The organism is Flavisolibacter nicotianae (assembly GCF_003628535.1).
Classification (GTDB): domain Bacteria; phylum Bacteroidota; class Bacteroidia; order Chitinophagales; family Chitinophagaceae; genus Flavisolibacter; species Flavisolibacter nicotianae.
The window spans coordinates 90,433-115,050 of the sequence record NZ_RBCI01000011.1 but is presented as its reverse complement, the minus strand read 5'-3'; the positions used below and the strand labels follow the sequence as shown (position 1 = coordinate 115,050).

Here is a 24,618-nt window from a genome sequence, read left to right as displayed (position 1 = left end):
GAATATATAATATAATTTGTTAAAGTTAAAATATTATTTATATTCGAATACTATGATTCCCGGCTTGTTTTGAATGGCGCTTCATTCCAGTCCATTAATTTTTTAATACCGAATTACAACTAACTAAATGATTTGTTACTATTAGTCGATCCTACACTTATTCATTTGCTATTTCTTATGGGTATGTATGAACATTTATTAATACAGAAATGTTTCCGGCTGACTTCTTTTGCTTTAATGGTTTCGGTTATCGTCGCACAAGGAATAATAGGAGTCGGGAGCAAGTCGGCAGCCGCTTCCAGAGCGTCAAACAATTATCCAATGACATCTGGGATGAAAAACCATGACTGCATTGATACATCTGTTTTCGCCCAGACCTTCTATTCGGGCAGGCAAATCATCACCTGCGTGAGGTTCAATGACACAACTTATTATTTGAGAGATAGGAGCAAAGGAAAAGGTATCATAACGCTTAGAAGTGGCGATGATGAAGGAGGAGACTATATCAGCAGAATGCCCGGGTGGTTCTTCCAAGAAAAGGATCAATTCGCACTAGATGTCCATTACGGCGTGTCTCAGACTTATATGTTCTATAAAACCCTTTTTAATCGCAATAGCATTGATAACAACGGGTGTGCAATATTCAGCTACGTCAATGATCCCAACTTTCCAGACAATGCCGTCTGGTACGGAAATAACTTAAGGATAGGAAACCAAACAATCTCAGGAAACGGCATCGCCACTCTTGATATTATTGGCCATGAATTGACCCATGGGGTCACAGCACATACTTCGCGACTCCGCCCGGGTGGAGAGTCGGGTGCGATTAGCGAAAGCATAAGCGACATCATGGGAAAATCAATTGAGTTTTGGTCGGATCCAAACGCATCAAGTTGGATCATCAGTAACAAAATGAATTACAAGGTTAGAGATATGTCTGACCCCAAATTGTATAATCAACCCGACACTTATAAAGATATAGCCCTGTGGTACCGCGGCGGCAGCAGTGATAAAAACGATCACATTAATAGCGGTGTGGGTAATTACATGTTTTATTTATTAGTGAATGGCGGAGAAGGTACAAACTCTAATGGCAAACAGTATAAAGTCAGAAAAATCGGCTTGGGAGCATCGGATAGCATTATCTACCGGTGCGAAACCGTATACCTCCAATCGAATTCCCAGTACTGTGATTGGCGAGACGCCTGCATTAGATCCGCGACGGACCTTTTTGGACAAGGATCAGTGCAGCTTCAGAGTGTAAAGGATGCGTGGAGAGCCGTTGGGGTACCTTCTTGCCGCGAAATTTATCGGTAAACCAAAATTTCATTTTCAATTAAACTACATACATGAAACCAAAACTTTACCTCCTGTTGACCATCTTAACGCTGCTATTCTTTGCATCTTCGCATGCGCAATCATATTGGTTACAAAAAGTCAATGTCGCAGGAAAAGAAATCGAGTTCCTGATACCTCCCAAGTCAAAAATTGCCCCTACAGGTTTTTTGTTCCATAAAAAAGGCCCGTTGACCTTTACGAATAACTCAAAATACAGGTACCAGTACGTAATCTTTCGCGGACTATCAAAGAATTATTCAACCTCTAAGAACGCCATTTCAAATGCGACATATAAAAGATCTTCTACGAGCGCTTTACCCAGAGCTATTAGGAGCTATGTTACCAATACTCCGGTCAAGCTTGATGCTTACGTCAATTATTTCATTTCCGCCAACAAGGACAATATTGCCTTTCAAATCGATTATGACCTATTGCTGCAAAACTTGGCTAATTTCAAGAACTACTATTTCGACCTATTCGTAGAAATTGCCAGACTGGATGAGTCGGTAGGCTGGGGAGGTCAAAATGGGAGTATGGTTCATGAAATTGTCAAAAAAATAATTGAGTTGACGCCTATCCCGCAGGACCAATCTCTTGGCCGCTATATGGCTCTCATAGATGACGACAAGACCTTTGTGTTGTTAGACCCGCAGATATGGCTTCGTGTCGACAACGTTGAAAAGACCAGGCCCAAACTTCAATTTGATAATCAAGGAAATCCCACCGGTACCAATAATGATTTTTGGAGCTACAACTTGCTTGGTCAAACGCTGATTAGGTTCTACCGAAATGAAAAAGGGGCGATCATGCAGTACCCGCTCCTGCAGTTTTCTCAAAAGACTGTTTTACCTGCAAACACCCTGAACATAGATGATAGCAATCCCCGCCACCCATATGAAGGAACGCTACAGGCATCCACAGCTGATATTCAATTATCCGATATAATTAAAAAACAAAAATTCATCTACCTTTTTCAAAACAATTTTAAACGCAATAATTCCAACGCCTCCAAAAAGCCGAAGGATGATGATAATAACTTCACAGAAAACAACTCCCAATTATTATTCAACAACACGATCAATAGAGCATTTGTCAACCTGATGGATGCTGTAAACCCAGACCCGCATCAATCTCCTGGCTTGAAGTATTCCACCTTCGGGATGAGAAACGAGATCAATGCTGTAATACCTGTCATCATTAACAAGGTCACAGTAGAGGTCAATCTGAATTCGACACTTGACATTAATAAAAATCAAGGCATCATCCCTCCGATAGATAAGATGAAAGTTTATCGGATTTATAAGAATAAGTATAGAAGGATTAAGTCCGCCAACGGTAACCTGCTCCTTCTTCCCAACGACAAGATCAGCTATTAGATAAGCCAGTTCCACAGTTATCACCTTTACTCCACGACCATGCCCAATTCCAATAACAGAAGACATTTTATCAAAAAAGTAGTTGTTGCCACTCTCGGCGCTTCAGTTGCCCTTTCACCATTGAATGCACTGGCCGCCCCCATACGAAAGTTCAAAAGAAGAGGCAGGTATTTCTTTGTCTCGGACGACCCATCTGTCAATTATTTCATTTATGCAGGCGAAGAATTTAATGAGAGTGAATTCGAAATCGAAAAAGCATTTAAACCGGAATATGCCGCTTATGAGTTTTCAATCATATTCTTTCATGAAGACATCAGTTTTAACCAGGAACTTGAAGACGTCTGCAGGGCTAATCTGCAAAGGAAAAGTTTCATATGGTATTCCAAAGCCAAATCCAATGAGGGTTTGCCGCGTTTACAAATTGACAAGAACCAAATAAAAGACATAAGTGTATTTTTTCTCAATGTCGACAGGCAAGACGGTGTTCAATTAGACGTTGAAGCAGCAAGCAAAACCCGCATTGACTACAACGCAGCAACCGATGCCTTCGTCATTTCCGCCGACTCAGGCGCTTTTGGTTTTTTGGCGAACAATCAAACTGCTTTAACTAAAAAACTGGAAATAAGACTTTCCAATACTTCTGTTGCGATGGATGCTGCGAACGCAGCAACACAGATTAAAAATAACTCGGGCAGCATCCGGTTCAGGACTTATCAATTTAAAGAAGACCAAGGTAGGGTAAGGCCTATAAAACCCTATTCTCCTTATCTGTTAAACAAGGGAAAAACGGCAGTCCCGGTATTCATCGATTACTTCGAAGAAAATTCTTTCACGAGGAACATTGATCTGTTTGTAACCTTGTATCCTTACAGGGACTTTACGAATTCTTCCTCAGTAGTAAGCTACATAGAACTTTTCCAAAAAACAGCCGGGGCTTCTGTCCTTTTAAATAACGTAGACAAATTCGGCAGAAGATATGTTGCCAAAGATTTTTCCACATTTCTCTGTAGAATGGCAGTTTATAAAACTCCGGATAGCGAGAATCCGAAGTTCCTATTTATACCTTTCAATAAACTCACTCTTTTCACTGCAGACAATAAACAATCCGAAGCTTTATTAGGGTACTCGGGCACAGAAAGAATCAAGATCCAGCATACGAGCCTGGATATAGCCTTCGTACTCTCTGCAAAGTTGAAAACGAACCAGGCCCTGAACGGGTTGGAAGAATTCCAGGGGTCTGTCACATCTAAACTGTGGTTCTTTGAAAAGACGTATTGTGTAGATGCCGATAAGTCCCCTCTATTCAGCAATGATGAAAGCACAAAATCCAATACGAGCAAGCAGATTCCCTATGAAGCAATTGATACAGGTGCTTTAGGCGATGACGAAACGATCTCCGGCGGGCCAGGCGCCTTCCTTTCAGATATAATTGCCAGGCTGCATCGTAACGATCTGGAGCAGGTTGTTCAACCGATCATTCCATTACTAGCTTTCGTCAACCCTAATCCAAATGGCTACCCCGCCGGGCAAGATATGGACGACCTGACTGCATTGGAAAAAGTATTCAGTAAAATAAGGCTGAATAACTACAAAAAACCGAAGCCGGTTAAAGGAACCTATGTCACACCACAAGGCTATCTAAAAGATGCAAATACGTTCAATTACATGAATCCGGTTCGCAACCTTAAACCTGATCGGTCTCAAATATCCGAATTCAGGTTTTCAGAGGAAACGCAGCACCAGCAGACCTTGCGTTTTACCATCAAAAAGATAGACACCGATTTCAACTTATCAATGTCGAAAGAAGATGTCTTTTTTGTCATCACACCAAAACTGCTTAAGGAATCGCTGTCAAAGGTGGAATTTGATATCTTTTTTAGTGTTTGCGGATTTGACGTAGACCTGGTGTTAGCAAATCTTGGCTCCGGGCAGCATACAGATAACGAGCGGATCATTTTATTTAAATACAGTAAGCATAGCGTAAATGAACTGTTGGCAGATACGTCCAAATGGTCCAATTGGAATAAATACATGAGGCAATCTGCAGAAGGCCGACCAAACTGGAGTTCCCTGCAGAAAATTATTCAGGAAAAATTCGATCACTTTTCAGATCGGTATCAAAACAAGGGTGGCGCAAAAAATGAGGATTATTTTTATCCCAACCAGGTGGTGGCAAATGATAGAAACTGGAACGGTGTCTTCATACTGACCATCCCTGTCTCCGATCATGACCATTTACCTTCAATTTTTACAGGGCTGACGGCCTCGCAAAATTTACAACCCACAGAAGGAGGCGAAAAACTTGCGCTTGAGACACCCTTGAATTTTGAATATGTCGCCATTCCGGTCAACAAGACCTTCATCAATAAAGGAAAAATTGAAATCCAGTCGACATCTATTTTCGGACTGATAGACTATGATTTATTTTCAGGCGGTACGGAATCCGCTGATTATAAAACCTCGAAAAGGTACCTGAACGACGAGTTTGGCAATTCCAGGGACAATCTTACATGGAAGTTCATGCTTACCAAACTCCTTGTTCGATTTGAAAACGCTGAGATTCGGAATTTCAGATCCTTTGCTTTTCTGAAGATTAAGAACCTATTTGAAAATCCGGTTAGCAACTTTCAGACAATGCTTAGCAATGGGGATAAGGCCGGTGATATGATCAAAAACCTGGTGCGCCTGGAAGGACGTTATCAAAAAAACCTTGCAGGGCAGGATGAATTTGTGTTCAGTGCCGAGTCAAAGGTTAAAATTGCATTTGATAAGGGAAACATACTGAGTTCATTGGATATCGACAAAATAGCATTCAGTTACACTTTCGGAAACACCTACCGGTTTGATATTGATGCCGGGGCTAATTTTACCAACGATGTAAATGGATTCAAAAACCTGATCAGGTTTGACAGTCTGAAGTTTGGGAACGTAGGGCTTCAATTTAATGCCGAGTCGATAAGGCTTCCCAGAATAAGCTTCGATCTTTCGAAACTCTTTGTACTTCCCAAAATAAGCTTTGATTGCAATGGATTCCTTAGCAGCTTTCCGATCTCCTTCAGCCATTTTGAAATGTTCAAGCTGAAAAAAATTCCGGCACCCGACGGGAGGTTCGACCTTGACTTTCCCGATTTCGATTTTTCAAAAATCAGTTTTTCCAGGCCTGATATCAGTTTGGACGATATATCCCTGCCCAATTTTCAAATACCAAGTTTGTTCAGCTTTATTTTCGATTTCGACATGGGGACCTTAGGTGATCTTGGCTTTTTAAAAGCACTAAAAGGACAGTTGGTATTGGGATGGTCCTTGAGAGGAGGATTTGCACTGGGATTTAAGCTCAATGCCACCGGCACCAGCGCCATCCACGTGGATCTTTTTGGGGCTTTGAAGCTTGATATCGAGAAAGTGGAGCTGTGCACTTTCGGAAATCAGTATTTGCTTAGACTGACCCGGGCAAGACTAACCATACTGGGGCTGGAATTGCCTAGCGGCGATTACGATTTTAGTGCATTGATCTTCGCCAGCAAGGGCAATAAAATCGCCTGGCTGATTTCTTATGTCGAAAAGAAATCAAAAAAGTTGACATTAGGCATCGGACAAAGAGTGGGATTGCCAGGGTTGGAAGATATCCGTACAGTGAACGATGCGATGGTAGCGATCAAAACCATTTTTGATCCCGCAATAGATGTATGCAAAACTCAAAGCTTTCCCAATACCGTTTACAAGCCCGGAAATAACTGGCTTGTGGCATCTGAAAATATTATCCCCGAGTCGCTAGCAACTATTGTCGATCTCAAGTTTATATTCAATGACCCGGTGCTCTATGGAATATATATCAGACTGGTCGGGCTTTTTGGAATTGACATCCTGTACAAAAAGCTTTCAGATGACCTGGGCATGTGGTCCCTCGAATTCGAACTCGATCCAACCCTCAGGACCATTGATGCTGGTGAATTGGTAATTACCCTCCCTAATCTCGGTATCGATATTTCTACCAAAGGCGATTGGAAACTGGATATTGGTTTCCCGAAAGGGAATAACTGGTCTCGCTCCTGCCTGGTTCAACTTCGACCGTTCGTAGGATGGGGAGGATTATATGTCGCCAGGCTTAAGACGGCTTCTTTATCGCTCTTCGGCCCGCAGTATAGCAAATGTGTAGAAAACACTTCTATCTTCCAAGCAGGTTTTGCCATACGGATAGGAATAGGCGCCTATATTGATAAAGGCATATTTTATGTTGGCGCCTCCATAAGCGTTTACGGTATTCTTGAAGGAGCATTTGCGTTTGAGAAGAATGGCAGCGCCTTGCAAAAACTATTGCCGGATCATTTTGCCTTGATTGGAAGAATTGGCGCCATTGCGGAATTAGTGGGGTACGTAGACTTCAAGATCTTAAAAGCCAGTATACACATTGTGCTTCGCGTTGAAGTGGGGCTTACGCTCGTCCTGATAAAAAACCGTGGTTTGCAACCCGTACCTTTATACATCGAGGGAGAAGTCATTGTTGAATTTGACTTTACCATTGCCTGCTTCAAGGTTTTCGGACACCGCATTTGCATAACCATTCATCTGTCCTTCCATGCTTATGTGCGCTTTACCTATGTACTCGGTGGTCAGCCGCAACCGTGCTCGTTTATAGCGATTCAAGTGCCGGAGAAAATTAAAATAACTGGCATTACGAATATCCCCGTTATTTTCATTCCGACATTTACCAGGGCTGCGGAGAAACAAACTGCAGAAAATTATTTCATAGGGAACTTTGCGATTCCCTTTTTCGGGTTTGAAGTGGCTGCAGTTAATGGCACAAGGCAACTTCGTGTAAGTACATTTAATATCCTGAAGGACCAGATACTCCGCCCCCTCTACGCCGGGATTTACAAAGCTTTCGGAATTGCAGAAGGTGGGAGCATGGACTATGAACAATTACGCAGCGTATTAAAAGGAAAATTAGAAGACACGCCTATCACCTTCTCATTTCCCAACTATCGTCCTACGTTTTTGGCCGATTTTAAAAAACCGGCAGCTCCCACTGATGAATATGCTGAATTCTTAAAAGCCTATTTTGGTTTTGACAGAACAGAGTCCAATTTATTTATTCAGAATTCAGCAGCTGATACATGCGCTAATGATCCCGGGGCTTGCCTGTACCGGCCTATACCTGTTCCGGTATCTTCTGCAATTCAGGTGATCGCAAACGGCGTTAAGGACCCAACTCCGCTCAATGGATTTACCATTGCACTCAAAGGGATAACCGACGAAGAAATTCTGGCTTTAAGCTTTCAAAAGGATGCCGCGTTTCCAAAAGAAAGGATCAAGGCCATTCAGGACGAACTGAATAATACGTACAAAACACAATTCGACACAGAACCAAAATCATATCAGAATGACTTCTACGATTTGCGTGAAGACTTGGCGGTCCCTGAATATTTCTGTTTACTCGGCTTGCTCACTTTGGAAACCTACTACAATTTTCTCTACGGCCTGGACGAACACCGCGACGACAAGAACTTCAGGCTCTCTGTAAAAATATCCGAAATCCTCACTGACCTGCCCTCCGACTTCACCAATGACAAAACTTGGAACATTAATAATCATATCGGCGACATCATCGGCCACCTCAATTATTTTTATAATAATGGCTTGAGGTTTAAGGACAGGGATGATGTAGTCAAATCTTATTTTTCACTGTTGAAACAGGCTGTTCCCTTCAAAGGCCAACTCCTTGAAGACAATTACCAAAATTCCAGCTTCGTGCTCAGTTCTATTGAAATAGACAGTGATGGGACTCCAAAATATTCAAGGGACCTAAAAGATGAATTATACGAAAACAAAGAGCAGTTTAAACTTTTTATAAACGAAGGCAAAAAACTGATTGCCGACCGTGATTTTGATAATCAATTCAAAAGCTTCACGCTCAAGAGTCCTTTTGAATTGATTGATGTGAAACTCGCCCTACAGAACACACGCATTCACACCACAGATAAAAGCTTTGGCTTTTTTGAAATACCTTCTAAAATTAAAGAGCACTTTGGTGATTCTGAAAAATGTGTTCTTAGGCTTAATTTAACTAAGGCTTCTACCAAAGATGAGAAACTCTATCGCCGTGAAAATCAAACCGTGGAAGTTTCCACAAAGATTTGTACGAATGTCCAGTTAACCGTTAAACCCTTCCTTGCAGAAGATAAAACAGTCCTCGCACTCGAGTTTGGCACCGTAGCCATTGATGACTTGGTCTTGATCAATGCGGTGCACCGAAAAACTTCTATTGGAGACCTCATTGAGAATATTTCCATATACAAAGCAGATGAAACCCCTACAGAAACCCAGATGTTGGCATTGCCTATTGCCGGGTTTTCACTGGTAAAAACAAATCTTTCACCTAAAACGCATCCACCGATAATCTTTCGCCCCTCACAGTTTCGTGGAAACGACGACAAAGAAAGCAACCAATACATTGCTACTATTAAAGACACCAAAAGTTTCGTTCGCCTGCTATGGGAAGGAATGACAACCAATAATGGAGGGTTCTATTTTGTCAGCGATAACGACAACAGTTTTAAAGCGATAAACGGCTCTGCGGAGGAACTCAAACTTGTAATATCCTTCGAGACGACTAAAGATCAACTGGCACCTGTGTATGGATTTAATAATTTTTTCAAAGTAGCCAATGCAAAAACAGATTTAGATCCGACCAAAACGATCTTTCAATCGCTTGAACACAACGATTACTATTTATATACTGATGTTCTGTTAAACATCCCTAGTGCAAATGGTGAATTTAACACTTGGGCAAAAGAGTATCATACGATTTTACCATCGCATTGTCTGAGTTTTGAACTAGAGCGGGAGATGCAGGCCGACGAGGTACAGCACTATGTTCCTATTGATTTCAGCATAAAGAATGATACTGCCGGCCAAGAGCTCGTCAACAGGGATACGGTATTACCGATAATGCCGCAAACGGTGATGAAGGATAGTACCAAACCGCTGACACCGGATAATATTATTAAGAACAAGCTTTTCTACAATCATGTAGCTACTCTCATCTCCTACAAAAATGACGTTCATAACATCAATAGGTATGCAGCAGTAGGCGCCAGCTATTCAATTGATTTTTCCTTACGTGATATATACGGGTTCAGGGCTGCCGAACTACCCTCGATGGCAAAAAAAGATTATAAGCATACTTATTTTGACAAAATAATACCTGTTAATTCCTGGCCCTTTATTAACCTAGCCTTTTGGTGCGAATTGGACAGCGCAAAAAAAATTACCTGGTTTTTAAAATTTGATCTCAACAAAGAACCGGGCAATAACAATAAAAAACTCCTCGAAGATCTGGAGAGCAAACAACACATCATTGAGACCTTATATACGGTTAAGGCGCAGCTATTGGATAAAAACCTTAAAATCTCAATTACAAATGAGAATGCAGAAACCGAACTCCCCAAGGACAAGAGGGAAGAATTAAATAAATTGATAAACGCTTCCCTTAAATACGCCGGCGAAACCGTAACGGAAAGTACTGCCGACACTGTGAAGGTTGAATTTCTCATCAAGCCCAATGCTTTGAAAACAGCTCTTAGTCCCGAGCTCATTATGAAAAGAGCTGTCAGTGATGATTGGTTCTGCAAACTTCCCGGCTCCATAGCCATCAATGCACCATGGGAATATGAATCAATAAAATATGTAAAAACCCGTACAGTCCTGGCCAGTTCCGACCATATAAATTCAGATGGGGGTGAGAGGAAATTAAAAAACGCTCTTACTGAACTGAATAAAATGTTGATGGAAACAGAGTATTGCATAGGAGCCGGCGTAGTTGATAAAAGTCTTGAACGGGTTCCGTTCTTAGTAAGAAAAGGAGTTCTGAAATCCTTGGCAAAGGATGTAGCATTAAATCCAAACAAAAACTTTTATGGCATAAAACCCTACAGCACAAGTTTGTGGTCAGGCAGCTATAATGAAGAAAATTATAAAGACATAGACCCCGACCAAGCGTTAAAAGTTGTTCTTACAAAAATGAGCGAACTTTTCGCTCCTGCAAATCTTAGCAAGATAAACAGCGCAGACGCTAAATCCCTGAATACATTAATAAATTGCAAGAAACTAATTGTAAAAGGAGACTGTGAAATCCTTAAAGCAGTGTCTGATCAGCCATGTAAACTTACAGGCGAACTTTCCGATAAACTGGAGAATCTCATAGAAACAGGAAAGGATAACCTTCAGGAGTTTGAAAATCTCCTGCTTGAAAATTTGAATAATTTTTATAACTACGACGGAGTGCTAAAGATCGAGCTACAACCAAATAAAGCTTTGCAGGATCACAGGCTAAGCATTATCATAGACAAAACGGCTTTAGAGGGCCAATACCAGATACAGTCGTCAAAGCTTGATTTCAGGAAAAACGATAAAATTACCTGGTCCATCCTCTTTGACTACATTCTGAATAATTCCGAAGGCGAGGGATTGCCCGCCAAATATGAATTTGTTGTGAAGCCGGTAATAACGCATATCGAGTATAACATCAACAGTGACGGGGTTAGTGAAATTGAGGATGCTCAATGGATACAGTTACTGGAACCAGTTCAGTTAGACCCCATATCTGTTAAGAACTTTCCGTCGATCATTAGAGCTTATCCTCCGAAACCGGTAATAAAACTGAATAATACCTCTCAGGTAGTTCCCGAAAGCCTTTCGAAAACATGGGCCACGAATCTGGGAAAATGGCAATATCTGCTGGGCTTTAATGACGACGCCTTATTCAAACCCAATGACAAGATCTACATTAAACTGAATCTTAAAAGCCCGCAGACGCTGAATAGATTTGCTGCGGACAATTTCAGAAATTTTGAAGGGTTCATTTCCTACTGGGCCGCACATGATATAATAAACAACTACGCTAAGTTTATTGCGGACCTGCATTCAGAATTACAAAAGCCAGTAAATACGAAGACTGAATCAGGCAAGAGTATGAATGTTCCAGAAGATATCATTCTGATAAAAGATGAATCAGGAAAATGGAAAATCGGATGGATAAAATCCATCAGGGATATTTACCTGATTGCCGAATCACAACAGAACAAAGCCGCTCCTGTTCCGCTTAAGGTGGGCGATACTGTCGATATTAAAAAACTAATCTTCCATGGGCCTAACATTTTTGCGGATGCCGAACTGCCCAATAAAAAGCCCGTCATATCTGTTAGGCCAGATGTTTGGGTCACACGGAACGACAGCCCGGATATCAAGAACCCAAATTTCAGATATAAAACACCTGTTGTAACTCCTCCTACCTGGACTACTGTGCATCTGAAATATTTGAATGCGATTCTTGTGAGGGACAAACTGCAAACGGTCTTTAATAACCTAATGGATAAAAATAAGAAAGGCGTTCTACCTTTTAAGTCTTCGATTAAATACCTGATGAACACTTATGGCAAGGTTAATCTGAGCGATCGGCGGAGCTTATCCCTTCCTTCCATTCCTATTATGCAAATGGAACTCATGAAGGAAGCCATCCTTCCTACCAATATAGATGAATTGTTTGTCAATTATGATAATGGATACCCCGCAATGACAATCACGGTTTACAATGACGAACATGTGGACGCCGAAAATGACTTGCCAGTATTCTTTTGTAATACTATTTTCAAACAACAAACTTAGAAATTGTTTAGTTATGTAATTAAGCATTATACATCATTAAAAAAATAATTTTATGAGAAAATTGTGCCTTTTCACTTTGTTATCATTTGTTTCATTATTTCTTTATGCACAGACAGAGGACAAATGCACGCAAGTGCTTGCTGTCCTCGATAAAACCAAAGGTGTCTGTGAGCAAACGCCAGCAACAGAAAACTGCAACGTATTTGTCGCTCGTGTTGTGAAAGAGATTTATGGTATTGGTGATTTCGAAAGTTCAGCTTCTGGTTCGGGTTATTTATCTGCAAATCAAATTGCAGATCGTCTTTTTATTGAGTTAAGCGATAAATGGGAGAATTTAGGAAGTTGCGATCAACAGCAGGTATTGGATAATGCTCAAAATATTGCTAATTCCAATCGCTGCGTAGTTGCCGTTTGGCGAAACCCTGATGACAAAAAACACGGTCATGTTGCGATCATTTTACCGGGAAAGCAGCAGGGCGGTTGGAATGGCATGAAGGTTCCCAACGCAGCCAATTTCGCCCAAGATACCATTGCTAACAATTTTGTTTGCGATAAGCTAAGCAAGGCATTTGCTTTCAACAAAATCAAGCAGGTATTTATTTTTGTTAAAAAAGACTAACACCACAACATACATCATTAACACCAATTTGGAGTTTAATCCAGCAACGTTGTTATCCAGCAATCTTTCAAATCCGAGTAAAGCTTTGAGAAGTTCTACACTCGCTACAGTAATGAACGAGAAGAAATTAAAGAGGGTTCGGAACAGTTGGAAATTTTACTGTAAGTTCCAGTACACTTCGCTCATTTTCTAGCCAACGGCAAAGGAACTGGATGAAAGAACTATCGTCAAATTTAATCAAAACAGCGCAACAAAAATGCTCAATACAGAGCCGCTTTTCAAAATCCTTGCAGCCGCATATAGAAACACGAATAAAGAAGTACAAATTAGTTCCGAATTGAAAAGAACATCGTTCGACTTTATTCCTAACGGAAGCAATTCGTGAAGCTAAAAAACAGAAATTATGGAGCAGACGAAGGCACAGTACCGGAGTGGTATGGAGAGGTGACAGACAAGCAATGGCAAATACGTCAGTTTTGATAGAGAATTTTTCAAACGTTTGCCAACATGTTTGACAGATAAACTAAAAGCCATATTTTCAATGAACGCTTTGATTTAAAAGACCTTAATTAACTGCAAAATTCATTTTATGTCATTGTCCGACCAAGTTAAAGATGCCCAGTTGGAAACTTTCATTAAGGCAATAGCAGACAAGCTATTTAACGGAATTCAAACGGCTTATAATAAAGGCGAACGACGGCGGTGGATTTGGGAGTTGGTCCAGAACGCAAAAGACGTGGACATAAAGGAAAATCTAGGACCCGTTAAAATTCGGGTTATCTGTCGAGCACACGAGTTGGTTTTTGAACATAACGCTGATCCCTTCGATATTAAGAGCCTTATAGGCTTAGTACAGCAAACCAGTTCAAAAGGGTCTCAAGCAAATACTGAAACAACAGGCAAGTTCGGAACTGGCTTTATCACTACCCATATGCTGAGTAAGGTGGTTCACATCGATAGTATTCTAGAGTATGGCACCGATGCGAAGCGTTTTCATCTCACTTTAGATCGGAACGCTGAAACGCCAGAAGAACTCATCGATAAAGTGAAAGAGTCATTCAAACAAACGGAACAACTAAGCAATGATGACTTGTATCCGCCACTTACTTCCAAAGAGAGAGAGACAATCTTAGGTGAATTCAATACTCGTTTTGTATATGAACTATCGAGTGGAACAATACGATCAGCTCTTGAAGGAATTCATGACTTACTCAGCAATTCCGCCTTTGTTCTGTTGTTTAATAAACGAATTGGCGAAATCGAAATTATCAATGAAATAGACCATTCACATTACCGAATTTTCCGTGAAGAAGCTCATCCGCTACGTGGAAATATCCTCTTATTCAAAGCATTAATTGAAAACAAGAAAACGGGAGATATCAAAAAAAGCGATCTCGCATATCTACCGGGAAAAGATGGTTTGACATTAGCAGTGCCTGTTTCCATCGGCAGCGATGGTGTTATCAATGAAGTGATCGGACTAAAGAAAAAAGTGCCGGTTTTATTCAAGGATTTTCCATTAGTTGGAACCGAGAATTGGATGTTTGATTTTGTTTGTAATGGAGTCTTCTTCGAGCCTACCGATCCTCGTGATGGTCTTTATCTTCACATCAGTGGAGATGAAGAGAAACCAGGTCTCAAGGTCGAACGAAACAGAGAGTTAATCGAAAAACTCTTTGACGAGGCGCTAAGCCTCGTAAAGTTGCTTAGTGACCCTGCCACTCCTCCACTCGGCCTATATAGACTAATGAGATCCGGCTTGCCGCTTCAGGAAGACCAGGTTGATGTAAAGGATTTTTTACTGAAACTTCAAACTACATTCAGAACGGACGCAAGACTATTGCCTATTGTTAATACATCTGAAGGCCTTAAGCCAATTATCGAATGTCGTTTCCCAATATTTGATCCGTCAATCGCAAGCTCGGACAAAGACTATCTAGCATTCTATCATCTCTGTGTCGCACCTTTCGGCAAGGCAATCCCTATAGAGACCGAGTTTTTACAATGGTTAGACATAATCCAGGCCGAGAGCCACACATGGAACGCAAATGCGGCACTCAACTTGGAAGAGTTGCTAAAGTTCATCGAGAACTCCGGCAAAATTGACAATCTTGGATTTAATGAGGTGAACGATGCTGCTTTATGGCTTAATCAGGTGTATTCGTTTTTAACCAAGAACGATCAAATACACCTTTATGACCGATTCAAAATCGTCCCTAATCAGGATCGACATTTCTGCTTTGCTGCATTCATCGAACGGGAACAGGAAGGCGGAATACCCGAACTGCTAAAGGATGCTGGAGCAGCTTTTGGTAAGCCTTATCGCAGCACGCTCATATTTCCCGGTCTAAATTGTGATGCCGTCAAGAAGGACCGGAGTTTAAAAGAAATATCCCTTGAGTTAAACGAAGTGATTGGCCAAAGCAATATTCATCCTGAAAAGGACCCGGACGAAAAACTGATTGCAGCTGCAAGGCTTTGTCATGTTGTCACCGGTGGACAAAGGGCAGACGACACTAGGCTTGCCATTACACGTCATTTGTCAAGAATAATCGCAGTTGGGGCGGAAACTCCCGTTAATGCACCGCAGTTACGAGGTGAAGATTTTAAGTTCCGCTCGGCGCTTAGGGCTGTAGTAAAATATTGCTTGGGCAAAGTCCAACTCGCAGGGTCGATAAACAATCTTCTTTCATTGCTCAACCTTGAGAAAAAAGAAGATTCTGAATTTTGGTTACAGCGTTTAGTTAGGCTTATTGAAGACCATGGTGAATTAAAAGAGTTTTCGACTGAGTATGGCATCTATCCTGATCAGTCGAGTAATTTTCATCTTGCGAAAGAGCTGGCAGTTGATGTGGATTGTATGGATGACTTTTTGAAAGACATGCACAATCGATTATTTCCTTCAAAAAATATTCGCAGCACGTTGTTGCTTCAAGATTTCCAAACGGCTGCGGTAGAAAAAATATGCTACCAAAGCACGATATCCGGCGAAATCGACATAGAGCTTGATACACGCTATTTACACAATGACGCCGGGATGGCAATGGGCGTAATTGATTGGCTCGACTCCCACCTCGAATATGAACAGGAATTCCCTCGGCTAAAAACAAACAAGCCGCACATCGTATTCAAGAGTTTACCTCCAGGAAAGCGCGAACCCATCTTCAACCTTATAAAGATGGATGCGGATATTGGAGCACTTACGATGATTGTAGAAAGTGAGCATTTTGATGCGATCTCCGCAGCGGTAGAAGCTGGAATCAACATTACCCAATTGACCAGAATACAACAGGCCGTTGGTGGAATTGAAAATCTCCAAGAAATAGTAGATGCCCATATGGAGGAACAGGCAAATCTGGCATTCCTAAGACATCTTGGTTCGCATGTTGAACAAAAGTTCCGTAACGCATTTGAAGGCTACGCCCAGGTATTGAAGGTAGAACGGGAAGGGTTTGACTGGGGACAAGATTTTGCAATTACCTTCAGCGACGGTACACACTATTTTGTGGAGGTAAAGTCCTATGCAGCCGATAAGCAGAAGGTGCATATGTCAAAACGACAAGGGAAAACAGCAGTTGAAAACCCTTCCAACTACGCGCTATGCGTGCTTGGAAGGACAGAGAACTTGAAGGACGTCACCGAAATGTATTTCAAAGAGAATGCACGTTTTATTATGGATATCGGCATACGTCTGCGCAACCGCGTAGACGCAGCTATTAGGATCGAAGCCTTGATTGACGAAGAAGCAGCCGGTGAGGACGAAGGAATCGATTTTGATAATAAGAACTTCAAATACAAAATAGGAAAACGTGTTTGGTTGGGAGATGAAGCAGCAACCTTTGATTTGTTTGTAAACAATTTGCTAGAGCGAGCAAAAAAAATTCAGTCTGTTTCTATCTGATCTCAATACCTGATAAAACCGAACAATAATGAGAGGTTGTGCAAACAATTATTTCAGGATAATGGAGCAGATAGCTCTTATCACCTCACTTGTTACCTGTAATCCAGGCCTCACAATTTATCCTATTGACAGAGCCCTCTATGATTTACTGAAAAGAATCGTGAATGAAGGAATAGCCAGATAGTATTTCCTTCACTTCTGTAATTATGTTGGAAGTTTTCCTGATGTAGGATACAGCAGTATGCTGGATTAACCACTTGAAAAGAAAAACATCGCCTGTCAGTAGTTGTTTTTTACACAATCTTTCATCTATTACATCACTGTTTCAATTTTGAGATTGCTGCAGTCGTTGCAGAAATTAATAACCCCTTTATAAGATACTTGTTAAGGCATTCGGTTTATCTATTGTAATTATTGGGCTACCCCCCTAACATTACAATAGCACCCTCTCTATGCCTGGAACCAACCTTATACCAGCAGAACTGCCAAATGAGCCCCGCACATTTGAATCGTTATTTTATTCGCCTGCGTCAATCGCTGCCATCATAAATGCGGCTACGGTTACCAAAGAAGAAAAGAAACCCATTCAGGTCAAAGGAATCTTTAAAAAACCGGTACCGCCAACTACAATGGGTTTTACTACAACACACCAAAGGACGAAGCGGCCGATAATTTAATTACACTAATAACACTGGGGTAATGTGGACTTAACCAGCAAAAGTTCGAACCAAATATGGGATTTATTGAGAAGAATTCACACTTTAAAGTCCATTATTGGACAAAACTTGCCTTCAGGGCCAAATAGGAGCTAGAACGTGAAAAAGCCCAAGTAGCCATCAGGCGACTTTTAAGCTGTGGCTAACTGAAAGTTGATGTTTTTGCTGAGCTGCCAGCTTTTTTCTTTTATATCTCTTGCCTCACTAGAAACTAAAACCTGTTGTCAAAAAGTTGGCAACAATCGGTGCAACAAAAAATAATGCAATCCTTCTGGGAAATACAAAATAGCTCCTGTATGAATTTCATAATTCATGCGTGTTATGTTATTCGATGCTGTTGTATATATGGCGTCCTTGTAGTTGCCTCAAACATAAACAACGAAAATCACCCAAATCGTATGGTAGTTCCATTTTAGTAATAATGAAGAATAGAAACATGCTTATTTTTAAGAAATCTGTTGAATTAACATTTTGACATCCAAGTAAAAACTTCAAAGTATAAAAACATGTTTCATTTTACCGACATAAACCTCGGACATGAATTGTAAATACTATTTGGCAGAAAGCCCAAGTTATAGCAGTGCTGGATATATTAATTTTTAGAAATGACACATGTGGACCTTGGATAAAGCGATGTGTTTATGCAGCTTAAAACTCTGTCAATAAGGTAGGGAAATTAACCACCTGAAATCTTTATTAAAATGGTTATGAAAAATCGAATCTTCAGCCTCTTCTTTGAAAGAACAACAGGAACAAAAAGTGACAATTAGTAAAAGGGTAGTGCAAATGCGCCCAATAAAATAAAGCAGGAGCATTTGCCCCCGCTTTTACGTGCTTATAGCTAAAACAAACGTATAATGTCCCTAATTACTTTCTACTTTGATTTTCAACTCTGCAATTTCCCTTTTTTGCTGTTCTATTTCTTTTTTAATTTCGATCACATAGAGCGTCAGCTCTTCGATTTTTTTTAAAAGCGTTGCTTGGTTATCGCCAACATCCAAACCATCTTTTTTCACCTCCTCTGCTGAAGGAACATCAGGTAGATGCTTATGTGTTTGAATAAAAGTCTCCACTTCTCTTAACGTGGGGAGTTTATAACTGGGCGCAAAAACATAATCAGGCCAAGTTGTCGTATTTAACACTTTTACTTTTCCAGCACCAATCGTATTTTTAACAGCCAATTGATACATGCCAGGGTCGTTCGTACCAATTCCCACACTGCCATCAAAGCGAGTTACGCCATCATCCACCCAAAGGGAATAATTATTCTGCGCCCCCGTTGCAGCGTTCTCTAAATACAGGGTGGCTGAGTTTGTAATGGAAGCTGTACCTGTATTGGTAATCGTAAGAGGTTTGATTGCCTGTTGGGCTACAATGCTGTGAGTGCCCGAAGCAGCCGCCGTAATAGACTGACCTCCAATCAAAAAGTTGGCACCGGAATAGTTAGTACCCAGTGTATTCGCTCCTGTACCGCGAAGGGCAATTCGAAATCCTGTGTTGCTGGCGCCACCTAATAAATAGGCTGTATTGGTGGCATAAGATCCACCAGCGTAATCAGGCACATACAGATTGGCCGCCATATTGCCTATCGCAATACCATTGTTGAACGTGACCGGTTGGACATTGGGTGAACTCACAGTAAGAGCGCCACTTGGCGCCACAGTAAAAGATGTATAATTGCCAGTACTGTAAGAAAGCCGTAACTGTTCACCTGTTGAAAGCGACTCAAATTTGGCCCCCGGTGCAGTTGTACCAACACCAATATTTCCACCATTCAAAACCGTTAACTTTGTTGAATAAAAAGAAGCGCCATAATCATAAGTTTTAAGGTTAATATTATTGGCTGCTTGTGCTTCCACATTATAGTACTGGGAGCGCATGACATAGTTGCTGCCCTCATCGAATAAAATCTCTCCAAAATTGCTATTATATTGATCATACAACCGGACAGCATTACCACCCATAACTCCAATATTGCCACCAACGTTGAGTTGCTCGGTAGGATAGCCGTTCCCCATGGAGCCGATACCCAGCCGGCCGCCGAAATATGAGTTGCCACTATTTACGTAAAGTGCGTAGGCGTTCGTGATGGAGGTATTGGTTCCCGCATTAGGCGCTCCCGCGAGGTACAAGTTAGCCGCATTCGTGACCGTAATGGCGTTAGTAGAACTAAATGTTGGCACGCCAAAGGAATTAGCAACTTGGGCCGCAACAGTTGAACCTCCTGAGGATGAACTGTTGGTGTAAGTAGCTGCAGCGGTTTGAAAGTTCACACCATTTGTCGTCCAAGATGAAGCACTCTTGTCTCCTGCTAAAGAAAGAAGTCCCGGCGGAGTTGTTGTACCCACACCGGCATTGCCGGTTGGCTCTAACTTATTGGTAGCAGTTTGAGAAAAGCCGTAAATGGTCGTTAAAGAAAAGATAACTAAAAAGGGAAGGATCTTTTTCATAAACAATAGTTTAAAGGGGAATAGGAATTAGCGCATACAAAGGTTGGCAGTAAAAACGACTCATGGGTTAGTCAGAAAGAATTTTCTCCTCAGTGACAACTAGCCCTCTCATATTATAAGTAATTTTCCTTATTGGCTTTCCCTCCAGATCAAACTCCTCCCATAATCCTGTTTTGATACCATTCGTATAATGAGCCCGCTGTACAATTGTGCCATTGTGGTAGGTAAGTGTTTCGCCGTCCAGCCTTCCTTGTTTATAAAAGCCCTGAAAGGTTAGTATCCCGCTCAAATACCCATAAAACGGACCAACCTGCAAGTCTTTTTTGTAAAAGGACTTTGTCAATATTTGTGTGTAGTTGCTATCCAAAAACGTTTTTTTATACGTATAGGAAGTGTCTTGCACAAGCCTGTACCAAATTGCATACAGTTCATTGGAGCTTTCAGGGTCTAAACCTTGGCGCTGCTTAACATAATTGTTTTCATTAAAAGTTTCGTCTAGAATCGTTTGACTATACGAAAGGCCCGGGAATGTTATACCTAATAAAAAAAGGATTAGGACAATTTTCATATTACGGATTTATAAACTTAAATAAATAATAAGCATTAGCATTTAAGAAGAATATAAGCCTCAATGACTGTTAAAACAGATGTATCATTGAACTTTATACAATGATAATCACTAAGACCTAAATTTCATAGCCTTCTGATCGTAACCTTGCTTTTTCCCCGTAATAAATATTTAAATAATACCTTATTTCCGTCCCCCTGTTGCTTAAAAACAATTTTTTCTTTAGTGTTCAAGTATGGCTTGTATATATCCTTCAATTGTAGGCGAAAGCGATGAATTATTTTGAGGTATTTTTACTGTTCGATTGGTTAACAGATACTTGCTGAAGTTTGCTACAGTCTACTTGCTAAAAAATCGTTTTTGTGACCATGATTGCTGTTTCTTTAGCTGTTTCCGAAACAATGATGAATTCACGATTCTTTCCTGTGTTTTCATAGCAGCAATTCTCTGATTTGGAAAAACTAGTTTGTCTTTCTTTGCTTTTCACTTTGTTTCACTAAGTCCTGTTATGCCAATTGAATAAAAGAAACGATTCTTAAATGCAGATGTGAAGAAAGCACTGTATTGAAATAAGTTCGCCCCGCAAATAGCATTGAAGTCGATAGAGACTCCTGCCCTGGTGGACAAAAAATGAGCCCGTCCTCGACTGAAAGGCAAAGAGGTCCAGTTATGAAAAGAGTTTTATAGGCTTGGTATTGTGGAATAAGCGAGCACGAAAACAATCGTAACTTCCCAATATCAACAAAAGCCTTATGAATGTATCATCAAAAGGAAATTTCGTAATTCAATCTGTAATTTAACCCGCGTATATTGAAAGATCAACTCAGCGTTCATTTCTTTGATGCATGACTTCTTAAACTAAAACCTACTTCTACCCTGTTTTTTAAATACTTGGACAAGTCCATTAAAATTAGAAAATCGACTTTTGCAGAATCAGTTTCTTTTCTTTTAATTTCTCAAACATGCGATCCGATTCGCTATCCTGATAGGTTTGTGCCCAAAGTACATAACGGTAAAACTCTTTTGTCACTGGTGAATGTCCACTGATCTTTCGTACTACTTGCTCAGGCATTCCAAGGCAAAGCATCGTGGTAATGGCTGTCCTGCGCATCGAATGTGTACTGGCTACGTCACAAAAAAGAACTATTCCCTTCCGGATAGCGACCGGTACCCCTCTACGTTCACGATAAAGAGTAACAGGATGAGTGAACCCAGCTTCTTTCAACAAAACTTTTATGTATTTGTTCAGGTTTGACGTTTGAAATGAAGGCAAAAGGCCGTTTTGGGTTTTTCTGCGTTTTTGTAAAATTTCTACTGCGTAATCTGGTAATTTCACCAATGTATCAATATTCGTCTTTCGTGAGCGCACAGACAGGTAATATTGTCCATTCACCACGCGCAAGGCCGATTTTTTCAGATGGAGCAAATCGGAAATGCGCAGTGCCACCGTACAACCAAACACGAAAAAGTCCTTTACTTCTTTCATCCGCTTAGAAAGCCTTTGCTCAAAATCTTTGTTATAGATCAGGAAATTCAATTCCTCCGGCAATAAAGGATAAATGGCAATTTCCTCCTTTCGCACATAGAATTGCTTGTGAAACATGCCGACACCCAAATTAAGATCGCGATTGAGGTAATTGAAAAAAGTTTTGATGTTCTTAATCGTTGATCCTACATAATTGTCAAAAAAATCCTTCTCATTGTACAAAAAATCAGTGTAGCTACGATAAAACTTTTTCCAGTAATTCTTCTCGACTTCCATGCCTCTCCTGGTTAGCATCCTTTCAGGAATGATACGAAGTGAAAACTGCTTCTTGCTACAAAACTGCTCGAGAAGGTTTTTTGTACAGGTATAATTTTTAATGGTGCCTTTGGAAATACGTTTTCCATTGGGCTGAATTCGCTTCCCGCTTTTGCTTTCTTTTATGAAGCGTTCAAATAAAGAGAAGAAACAATACGGTTGTTTGCACTTTTTTGCCATAACAAATTGTTTTTTAAAGAAAATAGGTTAAAAATGATAGTGCAAAAACAGCCAAAAAGTTGCATTTTGTGTTCAAAGGCAAAAACAACTGTTCTTTGACAAGATCCTGGCGATCTGTATAGTTATAGTCGAGATTTTCGTCTCCCTTCGGGATGAAGCTGCCGGGCCGCTCGGGTGCCCTGACAGCCAGCGGCTTGTGGCAAGACGGGGGCAGTTCCAATGCTCTGCCAGCCAACCCGGTTTACGACAGCCGCACGGGCAATGAGCCCCTGGAATACAAAGCCACTGAGACCATCAGCTTTGTGGAGGGCTTTGAAAGCGGCGTGGACGATGCCTTTGAGGCCTACATCACGACGGGTGATGGCAGTGGTAGCGGATCAGGCGGCAGTGGAGCTGGCTTGTATGCTGATGGCGGGTACCGCTATGAGTTTAATGGCAAGGAGAATGACGATGAGGTCAAGGGTGAGGGTAACCAGCAGGACTATGGCATGCGCATATATGACCCGAGAATAGGACGGTTCCTTTCTGCCGACCCATTAATGAAAAAATACCCTATGCTTACGCCATATCAGTTTGCAAGTAATTCACCGATACAAGCTATAGATGTAGACGGTTTAGAAGGAGTGCAATACTTAGAAACACAAACTGATAAAGATGGAAAGGCTGTTATCAAAAGAGTAGTTGAAGCAGATGTTTATGTGGCAATATCAAGAGATAAAAATTCACCTCATTTTTATGCAAAGAAGCCATCTGATGATGTGAAAGTTAAAGGCCAAGTAATAGGAGATTTGAATTCTCAATTCCCAGACAATAAGTTTAAAGATGATGCAGGAAATGATGTTATATGGAGGTTCAACGTTAAAACCTTTGAAGTTGATGGTTCGGAAACTGGAATTGAGAACAAAGTTACTGAGCTTAAAAATAATCAAGCATTCAAAGTAACTCCCGAAGGTGGCGGAGCCTATCAATACAGAGGATTTATTTTACGAAGAGATCTTATAAATCCTGAAGTGATGCCGTCAGAGCCAGGAGACGAGGGTACTAAAGAAGAAGGTAACTTAGACAGGGGCTTTGTTGTAACGGTTAATAGCCAATTCTATGACGAACGAACTCAAAGACCGCATACGACAGGTCATGAAGCCACACACTTCTTTTTAAGATTACATCCTGATAGAAAAATTAGTTCTCCTGAAAATACAGCCGCAGGACATGCTGCTGCAGGTGGCGGTATTTTAAATTACGGTACAGCTCAATTTAGGTTCCCTGGACAAATAAGGACATCAACAGATGAAAAGACAACCGTTTCATTTGATGGTATCAAACCACTTAGCCAAACCAATGTTACTAACATATTGCAATCTGTTCCGAAAAGACCAGAACCACCTAAACAATAAGTAATGAAGATTGAAAAAATAATAGCATTTATCAAGGTAGCAATGATAGCAGGGCTTCTTCAAATCAATTGCTTTGCTATTGCTCAAACACCAGCAAGCAAAACTGGTAGTTACATAATTTCTTTCAATCCTGTGTATGCTTCTGGTTTAATTGATTTGGGGTATGTGTCTTTTGAAGACTTATATTTGATTGTTTCCGATACGCCTTTAAAAATAGACTCTGTTATGAGTGCATTGAGTAAAAAAAACTATTCTACAAAATTAGGAATACTTGATACTCTAAAGCAGGAATTTAAAGTCTATAACGTGATGGAAAATAATCCAAAAAGTAAGAGCGGAAGAAAAATAAATAAGAGGTTAAGTGATTATAGTCTTTATGGAAGGAGGTTTTTGTTTCCTTTAAATGAAACCATCAAAAAATCCAGCTCATTAGTAGGTTTTGTTATTAGCCGATATATTTTTTTAGAAACAGATATTAAATACAACGTATTAAACGATAAGTGTGCAGATTTCCCTAATGAGTGTAGAGCTATAATTACAAACTTATAAAACAAAAAGCCACATACTATTTAAGGTTTATTTCAATTTTTCCTTCCTCAATGAGTCTAGCCG

The 24,618-nt window shown here is 40.7% G+C and carries 10 protein-coding genes; 7 read left to right on the top strand and 3 right to left on the bottom strand.

Features of this window, described 5'->3' with window-relative positions:
* Window positions 1–132: 132 nt before the first annotated feature.
* From D6024_RS21170 to D6024_RS21150, 5 genes are all read left to right on the top strand, one after another.
* A complete protein-coding gene (locus D6024_RS21170) occupies window positions 133–1,317 on the top strand; it encodes a M4 family metallopeptidase (RefSeq protein WP_121356816.1) in 1,185 nt (394 codons plus the stop codon).
* Between the two features lie 32 nt (window positions 1,318–1,349).
* Window positions 1,350–2,714, top strand: coding sequence for a hypothetical protein (locus D6024_RS21165; protein WP_121356815.1), 1,365 nt, complete (start codon window positions 1,350–1,352; stop codon window positions 2,712–2,714).
* Between the two features lie 39 nt (window positions 2,715–2,753).
* The gene (locus D6024_RS21160) at window positions 2,754–12,377 is read left to right on the top strand and encodes a hypothetical protein (RefSeq protein WP_121356814.1); all 9,624 of its coding nucleotides are present in this window, start codon (window positions 2,754–2,756) and stop codon (window positions 12,375–12,377) included.
* Between the two features lie 52 nt (window positions 12,378–12,429).
* Complete coding sequence (locus D6024_RS21155) at window positions 12,430–12,996, top strand: hypothetical protein (protein ID WP_121356813.1); 567 nt, start codon at window positions 12,430–12,432, stop codon at window positions 12,994–12,996.
* Between the two features lie 589 nt (window positions 12,997–13,585).
* Window positions 13,586–16,897, top strand: a complete 3,312-nt coding sequence (locus D6024_RS21150; protein ID WP_121356812.1) for a sacsin N-terminal ATP-binding-like domain-containing protein — start codon at window positions 13,586–13,588, stop codon at window positions 16,895–16,897.
* 1,579 nt (window positions 16,898–18,476) lie between these two features.
* Here the strand turns inward: D6024_RS21150 and D6024_RS21145 are convergent.
* The 3 genes from D6024_RS21145 to D6024_RS21135 all read right to left on the bottom strand — a co-directional run bounded on the left by D6024_RS21145 (window position 18,477) and on the right by D6024_RS21135 (window position 22,393).
* Window positions 18,477–20,063, bottom strand: coding sequence for a hypothetical protein (locus D6024_RS21145; protein ID WP_121356811.1), 1,587 nt, complete (start codon window positions 20,061–20,063; stop codon window positions 18,477–18,479).
* 67 nt (window positions 20,064–20,130) lie between these two features.
* The gene (locus tag D6024_RS21140) at window positions 20,131–20,631 is read right to left on the bottom strand and encodes a toxin-antitoxin system YwqK family antitoxin (protein ID WP_121356810.1); all 501 of its coding nucleotides are present in this window, start codon (window positions 20,629–20,631) and stop codon (window positions 20,131–20,133) included.
* Between the two features lie 910 nt (window positions 20,632–21,541).
* Entirely contained in the window at window positions 21,542–22,393 is an 852-nt protein-coding gene (locus tag D6024_RS21135) for a tyrosine-type recombinase/integrase (protein WP_162944913.1), read from the bottom strand.
* 371 nt (window positions 22,394–22,764) lie between these two features.
* Between D6024_RS21135 and D6024_RS21130 the strand changes: the two genes are divergently transcribed.
* Both D6024_RS21130 and D6024_RS21125 read left to right on the top strand, forming a co-directional pair.
* A complete protein-coding gene (locus D6024_RS21130; protein ID WP_121356808.1) occupies window positions 22,765–24,006 on the top strand; it encodes an RHS repeat-associated core domain-containing protein in 1,242 nt (413 codons plus the stop codon).
* A 3-nt stretch (window positions 24,007–24,009) separates the two neighbouring features.
* A complete protein-coding gene (locus D6024_RS21125) occupies window positions 24,010–24,555 on the top strand; it encodes a hypothetical protein (protein WP_121356807.1) in 546 nt (181 codons plus the stop codon).
* Window positions 24,556–24,618 lie beyond the last annotated feature (63 nt).

What these genes read in the sequence shown, in the direction of transcription:
- D6024_RS21165 (WP_121356815.1), top strand. Translation starts at nt 1,350, where the DNA reads ATGAAACCAAAACTTTACCTCCTGTTGACCATCTTAACGCTGCTATTC.
- D6024_RS21160 (WP_121356814.1), top strand. Translation starts at nt 2,754, where the DNA reads ATGCCCAATTCCAATAACAGAAGACATTTTATCAAAAAAGTAGTTGTT.
- D6024_RS21155 (WP_121356813.1), top strand. Translation starts at nt 12,430, where the DNA reads ATGAGAAAATTGTGCCTTTTCACTTTGTTATCATTTGTTTCATTATTT.
- D6024_RS21150 (WP_121356812.1), top strand. Translation starts at nt 13,586, where the DNA reads ATGTCATTGTCCGACCAAGTTAAAGATGCCCAGTTGGAAACTTTCATT.
- D6024_RS21145 (WP_121356811.1), bottom strand. Translation starts at nt 20,063, where the DNA reads ATGAAAAAGATCCTTCCCTTTTTAGTTATCTTTTCTTTAACGACCATT.
- D6024_RS21140 (WP_121356810.1), bottom strand. Translation starts at nt 20,631, where the DNA reads ATGAAAATTGTCCTAATCCTTTTTTTATTAGGTATAACATTCCCGGGC.
- D6024_RS21135 (WP_162944913.1), bottom strand. Translation starts at nt 22,393, where the DNA reads ATGGAAGTCGAGAAGAATTACTGGAAAAAGTTTTATCGTAGCTACACT.
- D6024_RS21130 (WP_121356808.1), top strand. Translation starts at nt 22,765, where the DNA reads ATGAAGCTGCCGGGCCGCTCGGGTGCCCTGACAGCCAGCGGCTTGTGG.
- D6024_RS21125 (WP_121356807.1), top strand. Translation starts at nt 24,010, where the DNA reads ATGAAGATTGAAAAAATAATAGCATTTATCAAGGTAGCAATGATAGCA.